General features: G+C 40.6%; 14 protein-coding genes. 5 read left to right on the forward strand and 9 right to left on the reverse strand.

Annotation, left to right across the window (positions count from 1 at the left end; all coding sequences use genetic code 11):
- Positions 1-76 precede the first annotated feature (76 nt).
- Positions 77-1,468, forward strand: coding sequence for a serine hydrolase domain-containing protein (locus BLU33_RS18130; RefSeq protein WP_091376279.1), 1,392 nt, complete (start codon positions 77-79; stop codon positions 1,466-1,468).
- Between the two features lie 7 nt (positions 1,469-1,475).
- On the opposite strand, the gene BLU33_RS18135 is transcribed toward BLU33_RS18130, so the two are convergent.
- From BLU33_RS18135 to murB, 4 genes are all read right to left on the reverse strand, one after another.
- A complete protein-coding gene (locus BLU33_RS18135; RefSeq protein ID WP_091376282.1) occupies positions 1,476-2,432 on the reverse strand; it encodes an acetyl-CoA carboxylase carboxyltransferase subunit alpha in 957 nt (318 codons plus the stop codon).
- Positions 2,433-2,479: 47 nt separating this feature from the next.
- Positions 2,480-3,133, reverse strand: a complete 654-nt coding sequence (locus BLU33_RS18140) for a hypothetical protein (RefSeq protein ID WP_091376285.1) — start codon at positions 3,131-3,133, stop codon at positions 2,480-2,482.
- A 128-nt stretch (positions 3,134-3,261) separates the two neighbouring features.
- On the reverse strand, positions 3,262-3,801 hold the full coding sequence (locus BLU33_RS18145) for an RNA polymerase sigma factor (protein WP_091376288.1): 540 nt from the start codon (positions 3,799-3,801) through the stop codon (positions 3,262-3,264).
- A gap of 259 nt (positions 3,802-4,060) precedes the next feature.
- Positions 4,061-5,080, reverse strand: a complete 1,020-nt coding sequence (gene murB, locus BLU33_RS18150) for a UDP-N-acetylmuramate dehydrogenase (protein WP_091376292.1) — start codon at positions 5,078-5,080, stop codon at positions 4,061-4,063.
- 409 nt (positions 5,081-5,489) lie between these two features.
- On the opposite strand from murB, the gene BLU33_RS18155 reads away from it, so the two are divergent.
- Positions 5,490-7,856: an ABC transporter permease gene (locus tag BLU33_RS18155; protein ID WP_091376295.1), complete on the forward strand. Its 2,367-nt coding sequence runs from the start codon at positions 5,490-5,492 to the stop codon at positions 7,854-7,856.
- Between the two features lie 181 nt (positions 7,857-8,037).
- A complete protein-coding gene (locus BLU33_RS18160) occupies positions 8,038-9,309 on the forward strand; it encodes a sugar MFS transporter (protein WP_091376297.1) in 1,272 nt (423 codons plus the stop codon).
- Positions 9,310-9,360: 51 nt separating this feature from the next.
- Here the strand turns inward: BLU33_RS18160 and BLU33_RS18165 are convergent, their stop codons facing one another.
- The 4 genes from BLU33_RS18165 to BLU33_RS18180 all read right to left on the reverse strand — a co-directional run bounded on the left by BLU33_RS18165 (position 9,361) and on the right by BLU33_RS18180 (position 13,430).
- Positions 9,361-9,798, reverse strand: a complete 438-nt coding sequence (locus BLU33_RS18165) for a sterol desaturase family protein (protein WP_091376300.1) — start codon at positions 9,796-9,798, stop codon at positions 9,361-9,363.
- A gap of 12 nt (positions 9,799-9,810) precedes the next feature.
- Positions 9,811-11,007, reverse strand: a complete 1,197-nt coding sequence (locus tag BLU33_RS18170; RefSeq protein ID WP_091376303.1) for an MFS transporter — start codon at positions 11,005-11,007, stop codon at positions 9,811-9,813.
- Between the two features lie 150 nt (positions 11,008-11,157).
- A complete protein-coding gene (gene lpdA, locus BLU33_RS18175) occupies positions 11,158-12,561 on the reverse strand; it encodes a dihydrolipoyl dehydrogenase (RefSeq protein WP_091376305.1) in 1,404 nt (467 codons plus the stop codon).
- Between the two features lie 89 nt (positions 12,562-12,650).
- The gene (locus BLU33_RS18180) at positions 12,651-13,430 is read right to left on the reverse strand and encodes a hypothetical protein (protein WP_091376308.1); all 780 of its coding nucleotides are present in this window, start codon (positions 13,428-13,430) and stop codon (positions 12,651-12,653) included.
- A gap of 112 nt (positions 13,431-13,542) precedes the next feature.
- On the opposite strand from BLU33_RS18180, the gene BLU33_RS18185 reads away from it, so the two are divergent.
- Both BLU33_RS18185 and BLU33_RS18190 read left to right on the forward strand, forming a co-directional pair.
- The gene (locus BLU33_RS18185) at positions 13,543-15,234 is read left to right on the forward strand and encodes a M1 family metallopeptidase (protein WP_091376311.1); all 1,692 of its coding nucleotides are present in this window, start codon (positions 13,543-13,545) and stop codon (positions 15,232-15,234) included.
- 155 nt (positions 15,235-15,389) lie between these two features.
- On the forward strand, positions 15,390-16,127 hold the full coding sequence (locus BLU33_RS18190; RefSeq protein WP_091376313.1) for a head GIN domain-containing protein: 738 nt from the start codon (positions 15,390-15,392) through the stop codon (positions 16,125-16,127).
- A gap of 791 nt (positions 16,128-16,918) precedes the next feature.
- Here the strand turns inward: BLU33_RS18190 and rplQ are convergent.
- Positions 16,919-17,497, reverse strand: coding sequence for a 50S ribosomal protein L17 (gene rplQ / locus BLU33_RS18195; RefSeq protein ID WP_091376316.1), 579 nt, complete (start codon positions 17,495-17,497; stop codon positions 16,919-16,921).
- Positions 17,498-17,580: the final 83 nt, after the last annotated feature.

Below are 17,580 nucleotides of genomic sequence, written 5' to 3' on the forward strand. Positions count from 1 at the left end.
TAATAACTTATTAAACCATTAGCCAAAGCAGTTCTCTATTCAATTAATTATCTGCGCCTTAAACTGAAATTACGCTATGAAAATACCACGCCTCTTTGCCTTTGTATCGTTATTAATATTTTTTTCATCCAATTTACAGGCGCAGCAAAATGCTAATATCGATTCATTAGCTGCCAAACTGGATGACTATTTAACCTCTGCAGTTAAAGCCGGGCAGTTTAATGGCACCGCATTAGTGGCAAAAAGCGGGCAGATCATCCTACAAAAAGGTTACGGCTGGAAGAATTTTTCAGCGCATACGCTCAACGATAATAACACTCTTTATCAGATAGGTTCTTTAACCAAACCCTTCACAGCAATTATTATATTAAAGCTACAGGAAGAGGGCAAATTATCTGTAAATGACAGGTTAAGTAAATATTTTCCAGATCAAAAGGGCGCTGACCAAATCACTATACAAAATTTACTAAATCACACTTCGGGCATTTATAATTATACTGACGATATCGGGCCCGAAGATTCGGCTATAGTTAGCCACCCCATAGATAGGCAATTAGCATTGGATGTATTTATTAATAAGGACCTGCTATTTAAACCGGGAACAAAATTCAGTTATAGTAATTCCGGATATTTTCTGTTAGGAATGATCATAGAGAAGATAACAGGCAAGCCGTATCAGCAAGTGCTAAGGCAGTTGATCTTCACCCCTCTCGAAATGCATCATACCGGGTTCGACTATATTAATTTAAAGGACGCTGCAAAAGCAACAGGCTACGATGTTTTTGATAGCACCCGGCATAACATTGCTGTAAAATGGGATTCCACGGTTACTTATTCTGCCGGATCTATTTATAGCAGTACCGGAGATCTTTATAAATGGAGTAAAGCCATTGCAAAAGGTGAGATCTTATCTGCTGCTTCGTGGAAACAGGCCTTTACGCCAAACCTCGGCAATTATGGTGATGGTTGGTGGATTGATACGCTCTACGGCAACAAATACATTACGCATAGTGGCGGCTTGCCTGGTTTTATGGCAAATTTTGTTTATTATCCTGATAAGGATATCACTATTATTTTGCTGAATAATTTTGGCAACTTCGGGCAAAGTTTGCTGTCTGTAAATATGGGGTTATCTGCTATTATGTTTAACAAGCCATATCTGAATTATACTGCTAACAAAGAGGTTGCAACTGATAAAAATACTTTACAAGCTTATACAGGCACATATGTTTATAACAATCAGCACAAATTGATCATTACACTTGAAAACAATACGTTATTTGTTGAGGACACTAATCCACAGGATAAATTGCCTAAAGTACAATTACACTATGGAGATGGTGATATGTTTTATATAACTGAGGCGAATCTAAAGTTTCAGTTTATAAAGGATTCAACCAACCACTATTATAAGGTAATTACCTATAATAGTGGCGGGAAAGATGCAGAATGGCTAAAGAAGCAATAAGCGTTGCTTATTCTTCTATCACTACGCCCATTGAGCAGAATTTATCAATTCGCTCGGTAACTACATCATCAATATTTTTTTCTTTTAATATTTTAAGATCTTTTAAAAGCTGTTTTTTCAGGGTTGATGCCATAGCAACCGGATCCTGGTGAGCTCCGCCAAGTGGTTCTTTTATAATGCCATCAATCAGCTTATTCTTCAGCATTTCGCTTGAGGTAAGTTTTAAAACCTCAGCTGCTCTTTCCTTATTTTCCCATGTTTTCCAAAGGATGGTTGAGCAGTTTTCAGGAGAGATAACCGAATACCATGAGTTTTCCAGCATCAACACCCTATCGCCAATACCAATGCCCAACGCGCCGCCCGATGCACCTTCGCCAATAATTATGCAAATAATAGGCACTTTTAGTACCGACATTTCCATCAGGTTACGTGCAATAGCCTCGCCTTGTCCGCGTTCTTCAGCCTCTAGGCCGGGGAATGCTCCGGGGGTATCTATTAAAGTAATAACCGGTTTGTTGAATTTTTCGGCAAGCTTCATCAGCCTTAATGCCTTGCGGTAACCCTCGGGGTTAGCCATCCCAAAGTTGCGGTACTGCCGCTCCTTGGTATTACGGCCTTTTTGCTGGCCAATAAACATAGCAGTTTGCCCGTTTATAGAGCCAAAGCCACCTATTATAGCTTTATCATCGCCCACGGTCCGGTCGCCATGCAGCTCAATAAAATCGTCACACATCAGCTCAATATACTGTAAGGTATATGGCCTTTCGGGGTGGCGTGATATCTGTACCTTTTGCCAGCCGGTGAGGTTAGCATATATTTCGCGCTTCGCGGTTTCCAGCTTTTCTTCAAGTTCTGCAACCGAAGCGGACATGTCCAGTTTATTTTTATCTTCAAGCTGCTTCACTTTCTCAATCTGCAATTGCAGGTCAGCTAAAGGCTTTTCAAAATCAAACGTAATCTTCATACTTTGTATTGAGGCCGCTAATTTAACTAAATGAAACGGAATATTGATTATTTATGATTTTCCAATGACTCAAGATGTTTGATCTGAGCCGGACCAAGCAACCTTTCCGTATTATAACAGGCTACTAAAATGGCCGTTCTGAGCTCGCCCTGGTATAATCCGTAACGGTTTGCATAAAAAATAACACTGCCTTCATCTAATTTTCCTCCTTTGAACAAATCATCAAGCGTTTGCTCATTTTTAATGATGATACCGCCCATCTCCACTCTTTTGCGGTGCAGCTCGGTAGCAATGGCAGTTATTTTATTGATCTGTATCGGACTAAGATCAATCCTTTTTTTATACTTTACCACCTCATCAGGCATCGGAAAATGGTTTAATACGGCCACCAGGTTCATATTATACAGGTCTTCTCCTTTTAATAGGGCGCTGTATTGCTCATAAGTAAGTGTTTTAAGCGGCGAGTGTTGTGCGCTATCGGCCGGATGAATAACCGCGATTGCTTTTGAGATGCTGTCGGGAGAGTGAATAATAGCAACAGGCTTTGCCGTTGTATCAGTTTTGTGCCGGATGGTAGTATCAGGCTTGTGTTTTGTTGTGTTATCCGGCAGATTTTTAATGGTACTATCAGCCGTAGTTTGCGCATTTACATGCGTTAAAAACAATACAATACAAATGGATAAGGCTAATTTTTTTATCATAGTTGGGCAGCTTTATTCAATTTATCAATAATACATACAATATTTTTTACTGCATAGGCTTTAAAAAAGGAAGAACCCATTTTATATAAAATGGGTTCTTCTGATAGTATATGTTGAGTTTAATTGTGTTAAAATTCTTCGGCGTATATTGGTTTTTTAACGCCGTTATCATAAGCTTTTAAACTTTTCTTTAATAGCTTGCGGGCAACGTGTATGCGGGTTTTAACGGTTCCGATAGGAATAATTAAATGATCGGCAATTTCATGGTATTTATGTCCTTCAAAGTACATGGTGAACGGTACATAATAATCTTCAGGCAGGCGATCAAGGGCACGTTTAATATCATCCATCACAAATTTTGATTCCCCTTGATTTTTTGTTGAACTGAATACCAGGTTTGGTGATGAAATCTCATCAGACTTGGTAACAAATGTGCTCATTTTAACAAAACGGCGATAATTGTTGATGAAGGTATTTTTCATGATGGTATATAACCATCCTTTTAAATTTGTGCCTTCTTTAAACTTATTGTAATAAGTTATGGCTTTCAACATTGTATCCTGGACAAGGTCGTTAGCATCGTCTGCGTCATGCGTAAAGTGTAAAGCATATGACCTTAATGAACTGGCCTGACGTAATACTAGGGTGTTAAACTCAATCTTTGTCATTCTGTTTAATGTTTTGTATTGATATCAAGTCAAACATGATACCACTATGCCAAAACATTCAACTGCAAACAACTACAATAGCACATATTTAATGCTATTTATAAGCAAGTAATCAGTAAACAGTCGGATAAATAAGAAAAACAATTAATCTATTGGAAAACAAACCTTTATACAGCGATAATATTTAAGTTTCACGCTTATTGCATACGGTAAATCAATAAAAATAGTGAGCAGATAAATTTATTTCAACTAAATTTATTTAGCCGATAATGTTTACTTCACGCTCCAGCTTAACGCCAAATTTAGTGTACACACTGTCTATGATTTGCGACGAAAGAGTGTACACTTCTTCGCCCGATGCGTCCCCGTGGTTCACTAAAACCAGCGCCTGGTTCTTCCATGTACCCGTGCGGCCCACTATAATTCCCTTCCATCCGCATTGCTCAATGAGCCAGCCAGCAGCCAGTTTTACCTGTCCGTTGCCCGCCGGGTAATTCACTACATCAGGGAAAAAAGATTGAATAGCCTGAAATTCATCCTTATCAATTACAGGATTTTTGAAAAAGCTGCCGGCATTACCTATGGTTGATGGGTCGGGTAGTTTGGATACCCGTATATGCGATACTACTTCTGATACATCCTTAATGGTAGGTTCGGTGATATGCCTTTTTTCCAACTCTTCCTTTATCGCGCCGTAATGCAGTTTAAGATCGGGCACCAATGATAAGCGGAACTTTACCGATACAATAATGTACTGGCCTTTCATATCATTTTTAAAAACACTATCGCGGTAATCAAAGTTGCAGTCCTCCTTCATAAAAGTTTTGAATTTGCCCGAGGCAATTTCAAAAGCATTACAGCTAAAGAATACATCTTTCAGTTCCACACCATAAGCGCCTATGTTTTGTATGGGCGATGCCCCTACCGATCCGGGGATCAGGCTCAGATTCTCCAATCCGGCATATTCGTGCTTTACGCAATAGTTTACCAGGTCGTTCCATACTTCACCTGCACCCGCTGCCACAAAAACTTCATCACGGTTAATACGATGATCAATCCCACGGATATTCATGCGGATAACCAAACCGTCAAAATCCTTACGGAACAACATATTGCTACCTCCACCTAAAATAAGCCGCTCCATATTGAACCATTGCGGGTCCATAAAAAGCTCGATCAGTTCATTGGGGTGGTTTATCTCAATAAAATATCTGGCAAAAACTTCGATACCAAAGGTGTTAAAATTTTCAAGTGAGATGTTTTCCTGTATTTGCAGCATTTTAGTTCCGGATGTAAAGGGGCGAATTTCGGAATTTAAATTGGATTTGAAACTCGCTGAATAAAACTTGAATCTGTACCAAATGTCCTTTTTATAGCAGCTTACTATTTTAGCTCTGTGGTTCTTTGTGAATGTCCTTAGTGATCTCTGTGGTAAAATTAACCACAGAGATCACTAAGGACATTCACAAAGAACACTAAGAGATTTATATGCAGAATGAAACTTACGAAGTCTTAAAGACTTCGTAAGTTTGGATATTGAACTATGTTACAAACCTGTAATACTCTCGAACATACACTGTTCGTTTCCGTACATTTTAAATTAAAAAATACCAATTAAACATCTCATTATCAATATATTAAACAAATGGCATAAATTTTAGACAGATTGATCTAAATCCAATTGTACCATGATCAAAAACTATTTTAAAATTGCCTGGCGCAGCTTATGGAAAAAAAAGGCGTTCTCATCGCTTAACATCGCAGGCCTCACCATCGGCATGGCCGGTGCCATATTGATATTTGCCTGGATACAAAATGAGTTAAGTTATGATCAGTTCCATACCAATAAGGCCGATTTGTATAAATTATGGAACAAATCAGTAAAAAATGGTGATAACCCTATTAGCTGCTGGGACGTAACAACTGCGGCGGTTACCCCGGCTTTGCAGCAGTTTCCGGAAGTAAAGGCCGTTGCCCGCGTGTTCTGGTCTACCGAACGCCTGTTTAATTATGGTGATAAAGCTATTACCGCAAACGGGCTCGATGTTGAAAAACCTTTTTTAACCATGTTCAGTTTTCCGTTGTTAAAAGGCAATCCTGGTCATGCTTTGGATGATATTAAAAATATAGTACTAACACAACAGCTGGCTAAAAAGATCTTTGGCAATGCCGATCCCATGGATAAGCTGGTTAGGATAAACGATAAGGACACCTACAAAGTAAGCGGGGTAATGAAGGACCTGCCCAACAACACCCAGTTTGATTTTGAGTACCTGGTATCACTTGCCGGAAACCCATTGCTAAAGAATGATGAAAAACAATGGAATTCAAACAGCTACAATACCTATGTACAGTTACAACCAGGAACTAGTGTTGAACAATTCGATAAAAAAATCGAGAACATCATACTTAAGCATGATACCTCAATAGCCGAGCAGGTATTTCTGCACCCCATCAGTAAATGGCATTTATACTCCAGTTTTGAGAATGGAAAAATTGCCGGAGGCAAAATTGAAACCGTGCGCCTGATGTTTGTTATTGCCTGCCTTATTCTGTTAATAGCCTGCATCAACTTTATGAATATGAGCACTGCCCGCAGCGTAAAACGTGCTAAGGAAGTAGGCGTGCGCAAAGTGATCGGGGCCAACAGGCTCGCGCTCGTAAAGCAGTTCTTAACAGAATCTATATTAATTGCCGCCATTGCCGGGATATTCGCACTCATCATTGTGCAGTTATGCCTTCCCTCATTTAACCAGCTTACCGATAAGCAGCTTTTTATTGATTACTCAAGCCCCGTTTTATGGAGCTGTATTTTTGGTTTTATACTTATTACCGGGTTATTGGCAGGTAGCTACCCGGCTTTCTTTTTATCGGGTTTTAACCCCATAAAGGTGCTTAGCGGCACATTTAAATCAGCTGTTTCGTTCTTTTCGCCCCGCAAGCTGCTGGTGGTTATCCAGTTTACAGTGGCTATTGTTTTAATCATTGCTACCCTTATCATTTATAAACAAATTAAATATGTACAGGATCGTGACAATGGCTATAGCCGCAGCGACCTGGTAGAACACCCTATTAATGGCGACATTAACAAAAATTATGAAGCGCTGAAAAACGAGTTGATCAGCAGTGGCGCGGTTACCGCAGTATGTAAAACCAGCACATCGGTTACTATGGACGGCAGTACTACCAGCGGATTGGAATGGGGCAATATGGACCCATCACACAGACAAGTTGTGTTTAGCCAGTTTGCTACCACAGGCGATTTTGTTAAAACGGTAGGATTGAAAATGGTTGAAGGGCGGGATATTAACCTGGTTGAATATCCTGCCGATACCATGTCAGTTGTAATAAATGAGTCGACAGCAAAGGCAATAGGTTTCAAAAATCCTGTTGGGCAAAGTATACGCGCTGGCGGAAAGCCTGTAGCTATTGTTGGCGTATTTAAGGATTTTATCATCGGTTCACCATATCAGCCAGTAGGCCCTATGTTGGTCTTTGGCTCAAAAACATGGTGGTACAGTGCCATAAATTTCAGGCTTAATCCAAACAAACCTGTGTCTGCAGATTTGAAACTGGCAGAAACCATCTTTAAGAAATATAACCCTGCCTACCCTTTTCAATACAAATTTGTTGATGAAAAATATAATGAAAAATTTCATGATGAAGTACGTACAGGCACCCTTGCGGCAGTTTTTGCGAGCCTTACTATTATTATTTCCTGCTTAGGTTTATTCGGTCTGGCTACTTATATGGCCGAAAGCCGCTCAAAAGAGATTGGCATACGCAAAGTTTTGGGTGCAAGTGTAAGCAGCATTATACAACTGCTTACCAAAGAATTTGTAGCCCTGGTGGTCATAGCTATTATTATTGCTGTACCTATCGGCTGGTATGCCATGAATAAGTGGCTGTTGAATTATGATTATCGCATCCATATCAGCTGGCCGATATTTGCATGTTCGGGGCTACTGGCTATAGCAATTGCCATTTTAACGGTCAGTTTCCAGGCTGGCAAGGCTGCAATTGCCAAACCTGTGAATAGTATAAAAGCTGAATAATCTTCAATCACTCTACTCTATAAGACTTACGAAGTTTTGAAAACTTCGTAAGTCTGTTTTAAGCCAGCGCGATAAAATCACTTATTATTATTAAATTTCTAACAACCCTGCATAAACTTTAATCTTTTTTAATTATTTTAGAAACTTCAATTCACTTATTAAAATATTTAAAGAAGTAAAAATGACAGCACCAGCTAAAAAGTCAGCAATAAACCCGGTAATAATTATCGGCGCATTGTTTTTCATATTCGGGTTTGTAACCTGGATGAATTCAGTTTTAATACCTTATTTAAGGATAGCCTGCGAGCTGAATAATTTTGAATCCTTTTTAGTTGCAAGTGCATTTTATATTGCCTACCTGCTTATGGCTAAACCATCGGCCTGGGTGCTCAAAAAATATGGTTTTAAAAATGGGATGGCTATTGGCCTTGCTATTATTGCTGTTGGAGCGCTTATTTTTATTCCTGCCGCATTAACCAGGGTCTATGCTGTGTTTTTACTGGGCCTTTTTGTTCAGGGTACAGGTTTGGCGGTATTGCAATCGGCCTCAAACCCTTATATTACCATTATCGGGCCACCCGAAAGTGCTGCAAAGCGTATCAGCATCATGGGCATCTTTAATAAATTTGCCGGTGTGTTAGCACCGCTTGCCCTGGGTGCAGTAGTTTTAAAAAATATCGATGCATTTACCGCCAACCTTGCCAAACTTAGTCCGGCCGAAAAAATTACCGAATTAAATGAATTGGCATCAAGGGTGATCCTACCTTATGTTTTAATTGTTATTGTATTAGTAATATTAGCTGTACTGATCTACTTCTCCGGCCTGCCCGAAATTGATACCGATCACGAAGATGAAAATGTAGCTGCCGCCAACTCAGGCAAAACCAGCATATTTGAATTTCCGCACTTAATTATAGGTGTAATTGCCCTGTTCTTCTACGTAGGTGCCGAAGTTATAGCAGGCGATTCTATCATCGGTTATGGCGTATCGCACCATATCCCATTATCTGAAGCGCGATACCTGGCATCAGCTACGCTCATTTGCATGGTTGTTGGTTATTTTGCAGGTATCATATTTATACCTAAGTATATTTCGCAGCAAAAGGCTTTGGTATATTCGGCTGTATTGGGTACTGTATTAACTGTTATAGCATTGTTTGCCCCTAAGTGGGTTTCAATATCATGCATAGCGCTTTTAGGCTTAGCTAACTCGCTCATGTGGCCTGCTATATGGCCTTTGGCATTATCAGGCTTAGGCAGATTTACCAAAATAGGTTCATCATTACTGGTAATGGGTATCGCAGGTGCAGCCGTTTTCCCGCCGATATATGGTTTACTGGTTGATGCCATGACCGCGCAAACCGCTTATATTATATTAGTGCCTATCTATCTGTTCATCCTTTATTTTGCCGCTATAGGGTATAAAAAGGGTAAGCATGTGGTAGCGGTCTGAACCAGGATTTTATTCAGATTAAAGGGATTTTCAGGATGTGAGAATCCCTTTTTATTTTGATTTTTTTCTGCTGATTACTAATAGTCCAAACTCTTCAGCGGGATGTTTCTCCATGGATTTATGGTGCAGTTTGTGCGCCCTACGGATTTTCAACAGGTATTTGTTATTGGTTTTAAAAGATTTGAAACGGTTATGTATGAACCAATCGTGGAAAATAAAGTAGATGATGCCATACAGGCTGATTCCTGTTCCCATCCAAAAACGATAGTCGAGCATGATATGACCGAGCCACATCAGCCATAAGGCTATTGATGCAAACAGGACACTGAAAAGATCATTCAGCTCAAACTTACCATGCTTATGACCGTGGTGGCTTTTATGGATGAACCACAAGGGGCCGTGAAAAAGATATTTGTGAATGGCCCACGAAAACGCTTCCATACCGACCATGCTGAGTAATACAATGCCGGTATCTGTTAAAGCTTTCATTCTCCATTAACATCAAACCTGCGCGGTTGTTCGGCATGTTGCAACGCTATGCTCTTTATCCTTTAAACGGAACGTGAACAAAAAAGCGATCAGTATATAAAATGACGACAGGAAGAACACCGCATGTATAGATATCATGGTGATGAATCCAGCTGCTATCGGCCCCAGCGTTTGCCCTATTGATGCGCAGGATTGGTTAAACCCAAGTATGGCTCCCTGACTTTTATTAGTGTTGTTATCGGCAATAATGGCGTTGAGCATGGGGTTGCGCAAGCCATTAAACAAGCCATAAATACATATGCAAACCGCAAATGTTAATATGGTAGCCGTAAATCCTGCAAAAAACATAGCTGCAAAGCATAAAAATGTTGAGCCTAATAGAATTACCGTTCGTGAACTGATGAGCCTTGTAAACAAGGGTATGCACAACTGCATAATAATGCCCATAGCAGCGAAGCCGGTATAAAGTAAGCCGATGTTATTGGGCGATAGCTTCAAGGTATCAACCGTAAAGGTCTGGAAGCCGATGATCATGGTGAATTGCGCCATGGTGAGTAAAAAGCCTATAAAAATGGCGATGCCCACAACAGGCACTTTAAGCGTTGAAAATGATGAGAAAAGCTTTTTGGGTTCGGCAGCAGCTATGGTTTTATGGCCAACCGGGTTGGTTTCCTTCAGGAAAAACACAGTTGCCAGTACGCCCAGGAAAGAGATCCCAGCCGCGAAAAAGAATGGCGCCTGCAAACCAAACCTACTCAATAAACCACCTACTGCCGGACCGATCACAAAGCCAAAAGCAAAAGCCGAACTTAATATACCAAACCGCCTGGCCCTGTTTGCAGGTGTTGAAGTATCAGAAACTATAGCCTGTGCAACTGATATATTTCCCCCGGTTAAACCGTCCAATATCCTTGCTGCAAACAACAGGATCACGCCCCGTGCCTCGGCAAACATAATAAAGCTGATACAAGTGCCTATCAAACTAATAGCCAGTAATGGCTTGCGGCCGTATTTATCAGAAAGCGACCCTAAAATTGGCGTAGCTATTAATTGTGCTATAGAATATGCAGCCGTTAACCAGCTAAGTGATTGTTCATTTATGCCATACCTTTTACCAAAGGTGTACATTAACGGAACTATGATACCAAAACCCAGGGAGTTTATAACACAAATAAATACCAGTGTCCACAGGCTTTTATCAATCTTCATCAGGGCGAATTTAGTTAATATACCGATTGTTGTTTAAACATTTTTATTGCCCTTATATTTTATTAGGTTCCCTAAAATATAAAAAGCGGCTTACTTTTTAAGTAGACCGCTTTTTGCTTTTATTGTTACTGGTTGTAACCTATTTATTACCTAAATATGTATAGGTCTGTTATCCGTAGCTGCTAAACAAGCTTCGCGGAATGCTTCGGTATACGTTGGGTGAGCATGGCTGGCACGTGATACATCCTCTGCTGATGCGCGGAACTCCATGGATATAACGGCTTCAGCAATCATATCCGCAGCACGCGGACCGATGATGTGTACACCTAATATCTCGTCGGTAGCAGCATCTGCCAAAACTTTCACAAAACCATCCAGATCGCCGCTGGCTACTGCCCTGCCGCTCGCCCTGAAAGGGAATGAACCTGTTTTGTATTTAACGCCTGCCTCTTTTAATTGCTCCTCGGTTTGGCCAACGGCTGCAACTTCTGGCCAGGTATACACTACACCCGGTATCAGGTTGTAGTTAATATGTGGTTTTTGTCCGGCAATGGTTTCAGCAACCAATGTACCTTCGTCCTCAGCTTTGTGGGCAAGCATAGCGCCACGGATCACATCGCCTATGGCATAAACCCCCTTAACACTGGTTTCCAGATGATCGTTAACGGCTACTTTTCTACCGCGTTCTTCAACGGCAAGGCCAATTTTATCTAAACCTAAACCATCAGTATAAGCAATACGGCCTACAGCAACAAGGCAGTAATCGCCTTTCAGCTCTTTCTTTTCGCCGGTTGGGCTATCAAATGTTACGGTTACTTCTTTACCTTTTACAGTAGCGCCGGTAACTTTGTGGCCTAAGTAAAACTCAACACCTTGTTTCTGCATTACTTTTTGCAGTTCCTTACCCAGGCTCTTATCCATAGTCGGGATAATGGAGTCCATAAACTCAATTACAGAAACCTTTGCACCTAAACGGGCATAAACTGAGCCTAGCTCTAACCCAATAACACCACCGCCTATTAATATCAGGTGTTTAGGTATTTCGGTAAGCGTTAAAGCCTCGGTTGAGGTAATGATGCGTTTTTTATCGATCTTGATAAAAGGCAGGCTTGATGGTTTTGAACCGGTAGCTATAATAACATTGGTGCCGGTGATCTCCTGGGTAGTACCATCGGTTTTGGTTATAACAACGGTGTTTTTGTCTTTAAAAGAACCCACACCCTGGTATGAATCAATTTTATTTTTTTTGAACAGGAAGGTAATACCACTGGTATTTTTAGCAACAACCTCTGTTTTGCGCTTCATCATCTGGGTTAGATCAACCGATAAATTATCAAGGTTGATACCGTGGGTTTTGAAGGTATGTGATGCATTGTAATAATGCTCAGAAGAATCAAGTAAAGCCTTTGAAGGGATACAGCCCACATTAAGGCAGGTACCGCCAAAGGTTGAATATTTTTCGATACAGGCAGTTTTTAAACCCAATTGGGCAGCACGTATAGCGGCTACATAGCCACCAGGGCCCGAACCGATAACGATAACATCATATTGCATAGTAGTGTAAATTTGCGAGCAAAGTTAAGCATTATCTGCAGCTAAAAAAGCTCAATTATGTTAGTATTAAGTCAATTGTGGCGGATAGTTTAATCCTCTTTTATTGAACCTGCATCCTTTGTTTTATAGTAACCCATTTTCAGCATAAACAGCACAAACAAGCTACCCAGCGGCACACCAAATGCCCATACCGAATTTAAATAGCCTGTGTAGGCAAAAGTTAACCCGAATAAAATCTGAACGCTGAGCAATTTAAAGAATATACCACCCACCGCATTGTAACCAATAGTTGGCACATTCAACAAGATAACGGCTAAATACTTGAGCCATTTGCGTTTTATATTGCTGCGCCTTATCTGCACAATAACATAAATATTAAGGGCTAGTATAAGGAGCGGTATAATCGCAAAAAGCCAAAAGGTGGTCATGTTAGGGATCTTCTGCTTTACATCGAGCAAATTAAAGTTGAAGATCTTTTGCGATTTATCGTTAAATATCACCTGTACCTCGCCAAACTCCGTTGCATTGGAGACCTGCATACGGAAAACGGTTTGCCCCGGCGCTGTACCGTCTGACCGGGTTGAAAAGGTTTTCTGCGCTGTTTCAAATGAATAATCCAGCTTAGTACCAAAATTCTGCACAAGGGATTGATGCACCAGTTTGAGCGATTTTTGGATAGTATCTACATATTGAGCATTTACCCCCTGCAGATCCATTAATGAAGTACATTTATTGTAATCCTCATGTATCAGCGCTTCACAAAATTGTTTACTGGTATCCTTATAACTGAATACGTTACCTATAAAACTGCAACCGCCTAATAATACGGTTAGTAGGATAGCCGGAATAATTAATTTAATCTTCTTCATTATAAATAAGACAAGGAATAAGCCTCTAAAATGCTGCGAACTTATTAATAATTTTTAACTTGTATTATTAATGCTTTGAGTATTTTAGCCGTTTAACTGACTGACAAAACAAATGAAATTAAACAGATTACTGATAGTTTTTCTAGGGATCCTATCTTTTAATGCAAAGGCCCAACTGGGTACGCCTAAAGATACATTTACCCACGCCGATACCCTGCGTGGCAATATATATTCACCGTTTCGTACCTGCTACGATATTAATTACTACCACCTGGATGTTAAGTTTGATATCGACAATAAATCCATCAGCGGTAATGTACTTTTCAAATATACCGCTACACAGGATTTCACCCGGTTGCAGTTCGACCTGTATGATAACCTGAAGATTGAAAAAGTGGTTTATAAAGGTGCCGAAGTGCCATACACGCGAGAAGCTAATGCTGTATTTGTTACTTTCCCTAATACCATAAGCAAGGGCAGCAAAGATGAATTTACGGTTTATTACTCGGGCAACCCTACCATCGCCAAAAATGCGCCATGGGATGGTGGTGTAGTTTATAAAAAAGATTCATTAAACAAGCCATGGGTGGCTACTGCCTGCCAGGGCGATGGAGCGAGCATGTGGTGGCCTAATAAGGACCAGCAGGCTGATGAGGTAGATAGTGCTTTGATTAGCATAAGTGTACCTACGGGGCTAAAAGACGTATCAAATGGCCGATTACGCAAAGTGACCGACCTGGGCAATGGCTATACGCAGTTTGATTGGTTTGTAGCTAACCCTATAAACAACTATGATATAGCTGCCAACATTGGTGATTATACCCATTTCAGCGATACTTATGATGGCGAAAAAGGCAAGCTAAGTCTTGATTACTGGGTACTGCCCTATCACCTGGAGCAAGCTAAAAAGCAATTCGGCGCAAATGTAAAGCGGATGCTGCAATCGCATGAGCACTGGTTTGGGCCCTATCCTTTTTATGAGGATGGTTATAAGCTGATTGAAACGCCGCATTTAGGTATGGAACATCAAAGCGGTATAGCCTACGGCAATCATTACATGAATGGCTATTTGGGTATGGATCTTTCCCACACCGGATGGGGCTTAAAATTCGACTATATTATTATACATGAAAGTGGGCACGAATGGTTTGGCAACAACATTACTTCAAAAGATCTGGCCGACATGTGGATACATGAATCTTTTACCGATTACTCTGAATCATTATTTGTTGAAACATTCTACGGCAAACAAGCCGGGCAGGAATATGTGCACGGTTTACGTAATGGTATAGCTAATGACAGACCTATAGTTGGCCCATACGGCGTTAATAAAGAAGGTGCGGAAGATATGTATGATAAAGGTTCGGTTATTTTAAATATGGTGCGTACTATTATTAATGATGATGAAAAATGGCGCAGTATTTTACGGGGACTAAATAAAACTTTTTATCACCAAACAGTTACCTATAATGATATTGTAAATTATATTTCTGATCACTCAGGCCAAAACTTAAAACCTGTTTTTGATCAATACCTACATTATACCAATTTGCCCGTATTGTACATCACTAATAAAAAAGGTAAATTATACTGTATGTGGACAGGCTGTATCCCTGATTTTAATATGCCGGTAAGAATAAGGATGAAAGGCGCTGAATACAAATACTTTACACCAAAAGCAACCAACGGAAGAGGCCCCGTTAGCTCAAGAGTACAACCTACGCTTATTAACATCCCCAGCGTAAATAAAGATAACGTTGAGGTTGATACTTTTAACTATTATATAGGCGTATTGGTAGATTAATGATTTAATCTTTAACAGTACCGGCTAATTCAGTAAATTGCCCTTTATAGATCCCTGCTTATATAAAAGGATTTATAAAGGGCTTAATTTTTTTGAATTTTCGTGCAACTAGTTCTATATACCAGGCGTCTTATAACCAAACAAACTCATAGATTATGAAATCAATTACTAAAATCTTATTGGCAGCCGCATTACTAACCGGCGCCAACTATACTTTTGCAAACACACCTGCAACTGCAAAAGTTAAAACAGACAATACCGTACAGGACCGCCACCTTACAGGCTTTAACGCCGTTGACGCTGCCGGTTCATTTGATGTATACATTGTACAAAACGGTACTGAATCGGTAAGAGTTGAAGCCCCTGCTGATGTTATCAACAAAATTGTTACTGAAGTTGAGGGTGGCGAATTAAAGATACATGACAAAAACAATTCTGGCTGGAACTGGAGCGGGTTAACCCATAAAAAGATAGCTGTTTATGTTTCAGTAAAAGATATCAACAGCATTGGCATTACCGGTTCAGGCGATGTGTTTTTTAAGGAAGGTATCAAAGCAAATTCACTGAAAATAAGAGTAAGTGGTTCAGGCGATGTGATTGGGAAGGTTGACGTAAAATCGTTAGAAGCCAGTATCTCAGGTTCGGGCGATATGAAGCTTTCAGGCCATGCTGAAACTTCAGCAGTGCATGTATCAGGCTCAGGTGATTTCACCGCTAAAGAACTGGCTACTGTAAATACCTCTGTACATGTAACAGGCTCTGGCGACGCTGCTATTAACGTTAGCGGTAGTCTTGATGCTTCGGTATCAGGCTCAGGTGATGTTAGCTACACCGGTGGCGCACAGCATGTTGTTAAATCAAAATCAGGCAGTGGCGATATTAGTGGTCATTAATTATTAATTGATATATAATAGAAGCGCCCTGTTCTTTTGGAACAGGGCGCTTTTTGTTTAAGATCCAACTCTCAACGCGTCATTGCGAGGGACGAAGCAATCTCTATGCTATGCAGAGCACGATTATTGTCTGTTGAGTCGCATGGTATCGCTCATAGCCGCTAGGGCTTTAGTCGTTTTTCGCAAGTTGTTTATTTTCAAATGTGCTCAAGAGGGCTTCGCCGTATTGTCTTCGCCACAAAAGGACCAAAAATGCAAGCCAGTAGAAATGCTTCTTTGCCGCACTGGGCATTTGCCTTGCAACTCAGGCAAAACCTGGGCTGGAAGCTTTTTGCGGCCATATTGTGTACACCACCCCATGCGCTGCAAAAATTTCCTATGTCCTGCCACGCGCAAGGCCACCATCGTTTTGCCTGACTTCATCCGATGCTGTTCTACTGACGAAAAAAGGAACCTCACAACGCTTTTCATAAGGAAAGAGCTTTAATTGAAACGTAATTAAAAGCGGGCAATGGCCTGACAAAAAGCGCGGGCCTGGGTGTTTTGCCTGTGGGTGGAAGGATCTTTTTGTCTTGACTTTTTGGTTCTTTTGTGTCAAGACAAAAGAACTAGGGCTCCGCGCCCATGAGCGGCTTCACAAGATAAGCAAACGCATATGCATAACCGCTCTGTACTCTGGAGGATTGCTTTGCTTGATAATAGCAAGCTTGGGTAAGACCGAACTAACGACCAACAAAAAAGGCCCTGATCAAATGATCAGGGCCTTTAATATTAATTGAAAGAGGGATTAATTATTCTCCTTTTTCAGCGTTTTCTTCGTTATCAGCAGCTGGTGCTTCTTCGGCAGCAGGAGCTTCTGCTACTGGAGCTTCGTCAACAACAGGCGCTTCAATAACCTCTGCAACTGGAGCAGCAGCAGTATCCTGTGCAACAGGAGCCTTAGCTTTAGCTGAACCACCACGACGACGGGTTGTCTTTTTAGCTGTTTGAGCGTTATCGCCACCGTAAACAGTGTTATAATCTACTAATTCAATCAGTGCCATTTCAGCATTGTCACCTAAACGGTTTTCCATTTTGATGATACGTGTGTAACCACCCGGACGGTTAGCAATTTTCTCAGCTATATCACGGAACAGGATGCTAACTGCATCTTTATCCTGTAAATAGCTAAATGCTGTACGACGTGAGTGAGTAGTGTCGCTTTTTGATTTAGTTAAGATTGGCTCAACATATACGCGTAAAGCTTTTGCTTTAGCTAATGTTGTAGTAATACGCTTGTGTAAAATAAGCGAAGTCGCCATGTTACTCAGCATCGCTTTGCGGTGGCTGGTAGTACGGCCTAAGTGATTGTGTTTTTTTCCGTGTCTCATTGTTTTTTAATTTTAGCACGTGCATACCGTTGGGCGATTACCTCAAGCCCTCGGAATTATGCCTTCGCTGTTATTTGTTATTA

Source organism: Mucilaginibacter mallensis, from assembly GCF_900105165.1.
In the GTDB taxonomy this organism is placed as follows: domain Bacteria; phylum Bacteroidota; class Bacteroidia; order Sphingobacteriales; family Sphingobacteriaceae; genus Mucilaginibacter; species Mucilaginibacter mallensis.

Coding starts and splice junctions, on each gene's coding strand:
- BLU33_RS18130 (WP_091376279.1), top strand. CDS start 77: ATGAAAATACCACGCCTCTTTGCCTTTGTATCGTTATTAATATTTTTT.
- BLU33_RS18135 (WP_091376282.1), bottom strand. CDS start 2,432: ATGAAGATTACGTTTGATTTTGAAAAGCCTTTAGCTGACCTGCAATTG.
- BLU33_RS18140 (WP_091376285.1), bottom strand. CDS start 3,133: ATGATAAAAAAATTAGCCTTATCCATTTGTATTGTATTGTTTTTAACG.
- BLU33_RS18145 (WP_091376288.1), bottom strand. CDS start 3,801: ATGACAAAGATTGAGTTTAACACCCTAGTATTACGTCAGGCCAGTTCA.
- murB (WP_091376292.1), bottom strand. CDS start 5,080: ATGCTGCAAATACAGGAAAACATCTCACTTGAAAATTTTAACACCTTT.
- BLU33_RS18155 (WP_091376295.1), top strand. CDS start 5,490: ATGATCAAAAACTATTTTAAAATTGCCTGGCGCAGCTTATGGAAAAAA.
- BLU33_RS18160 (WP_091376297.1), top strand. CDS start 8,038: ATGACAGCACCAGCTAAAAAGTCAGCAATAAACCCGGTAATAATTATC.
- BLU33_RS18165 (WP_091376300.1), bottom strand. CDS start 9,798: ATGAAAGCTTTAACAGATACCGGCATTGTATTACTCAGCATGGTCGGT.
- BLU33_RS18170 (WP_091376303.1), bottom strand. CDS start 11,007: ATGAAGATTGATAAAAGCCTGTGGACACTGGTATTTATTTGTGTTATA.
- lpdA (WP_091376305.1), bottom strand. CDS start 12,561: ATGCAATATGATGTTATCGTTATCGGTTCGGGCCCTGGTGGCTATGTA.
- BLU33_RS18180 (WP_091376308.1), bottom strand. CDS start 13,430: ATGAAGAAGATTAAATTAATTATTCCGGCTATCCTACTAACCGTATTA.
- BLU33_RS18185 (WP_091376311.1), top strand. CDS start 13,543: ATGAAATTAAACAGATTACTGATAGTTTTTCTAGGGATCCTATCTTTT.
- BLU33_RS18190 (WP_091376313.1), top strand. CDS start 15,390: ATGAAATCAATTACTAAAATCTTATTGGCAGCCGCATTACTAACCGGC.
- rplQ (WP_091376316.1), bottom strand. CDS start 17,497: ATGAGACACGGAAAAAAACACAATCACTTAGGCCGTACTACCAGCCAC.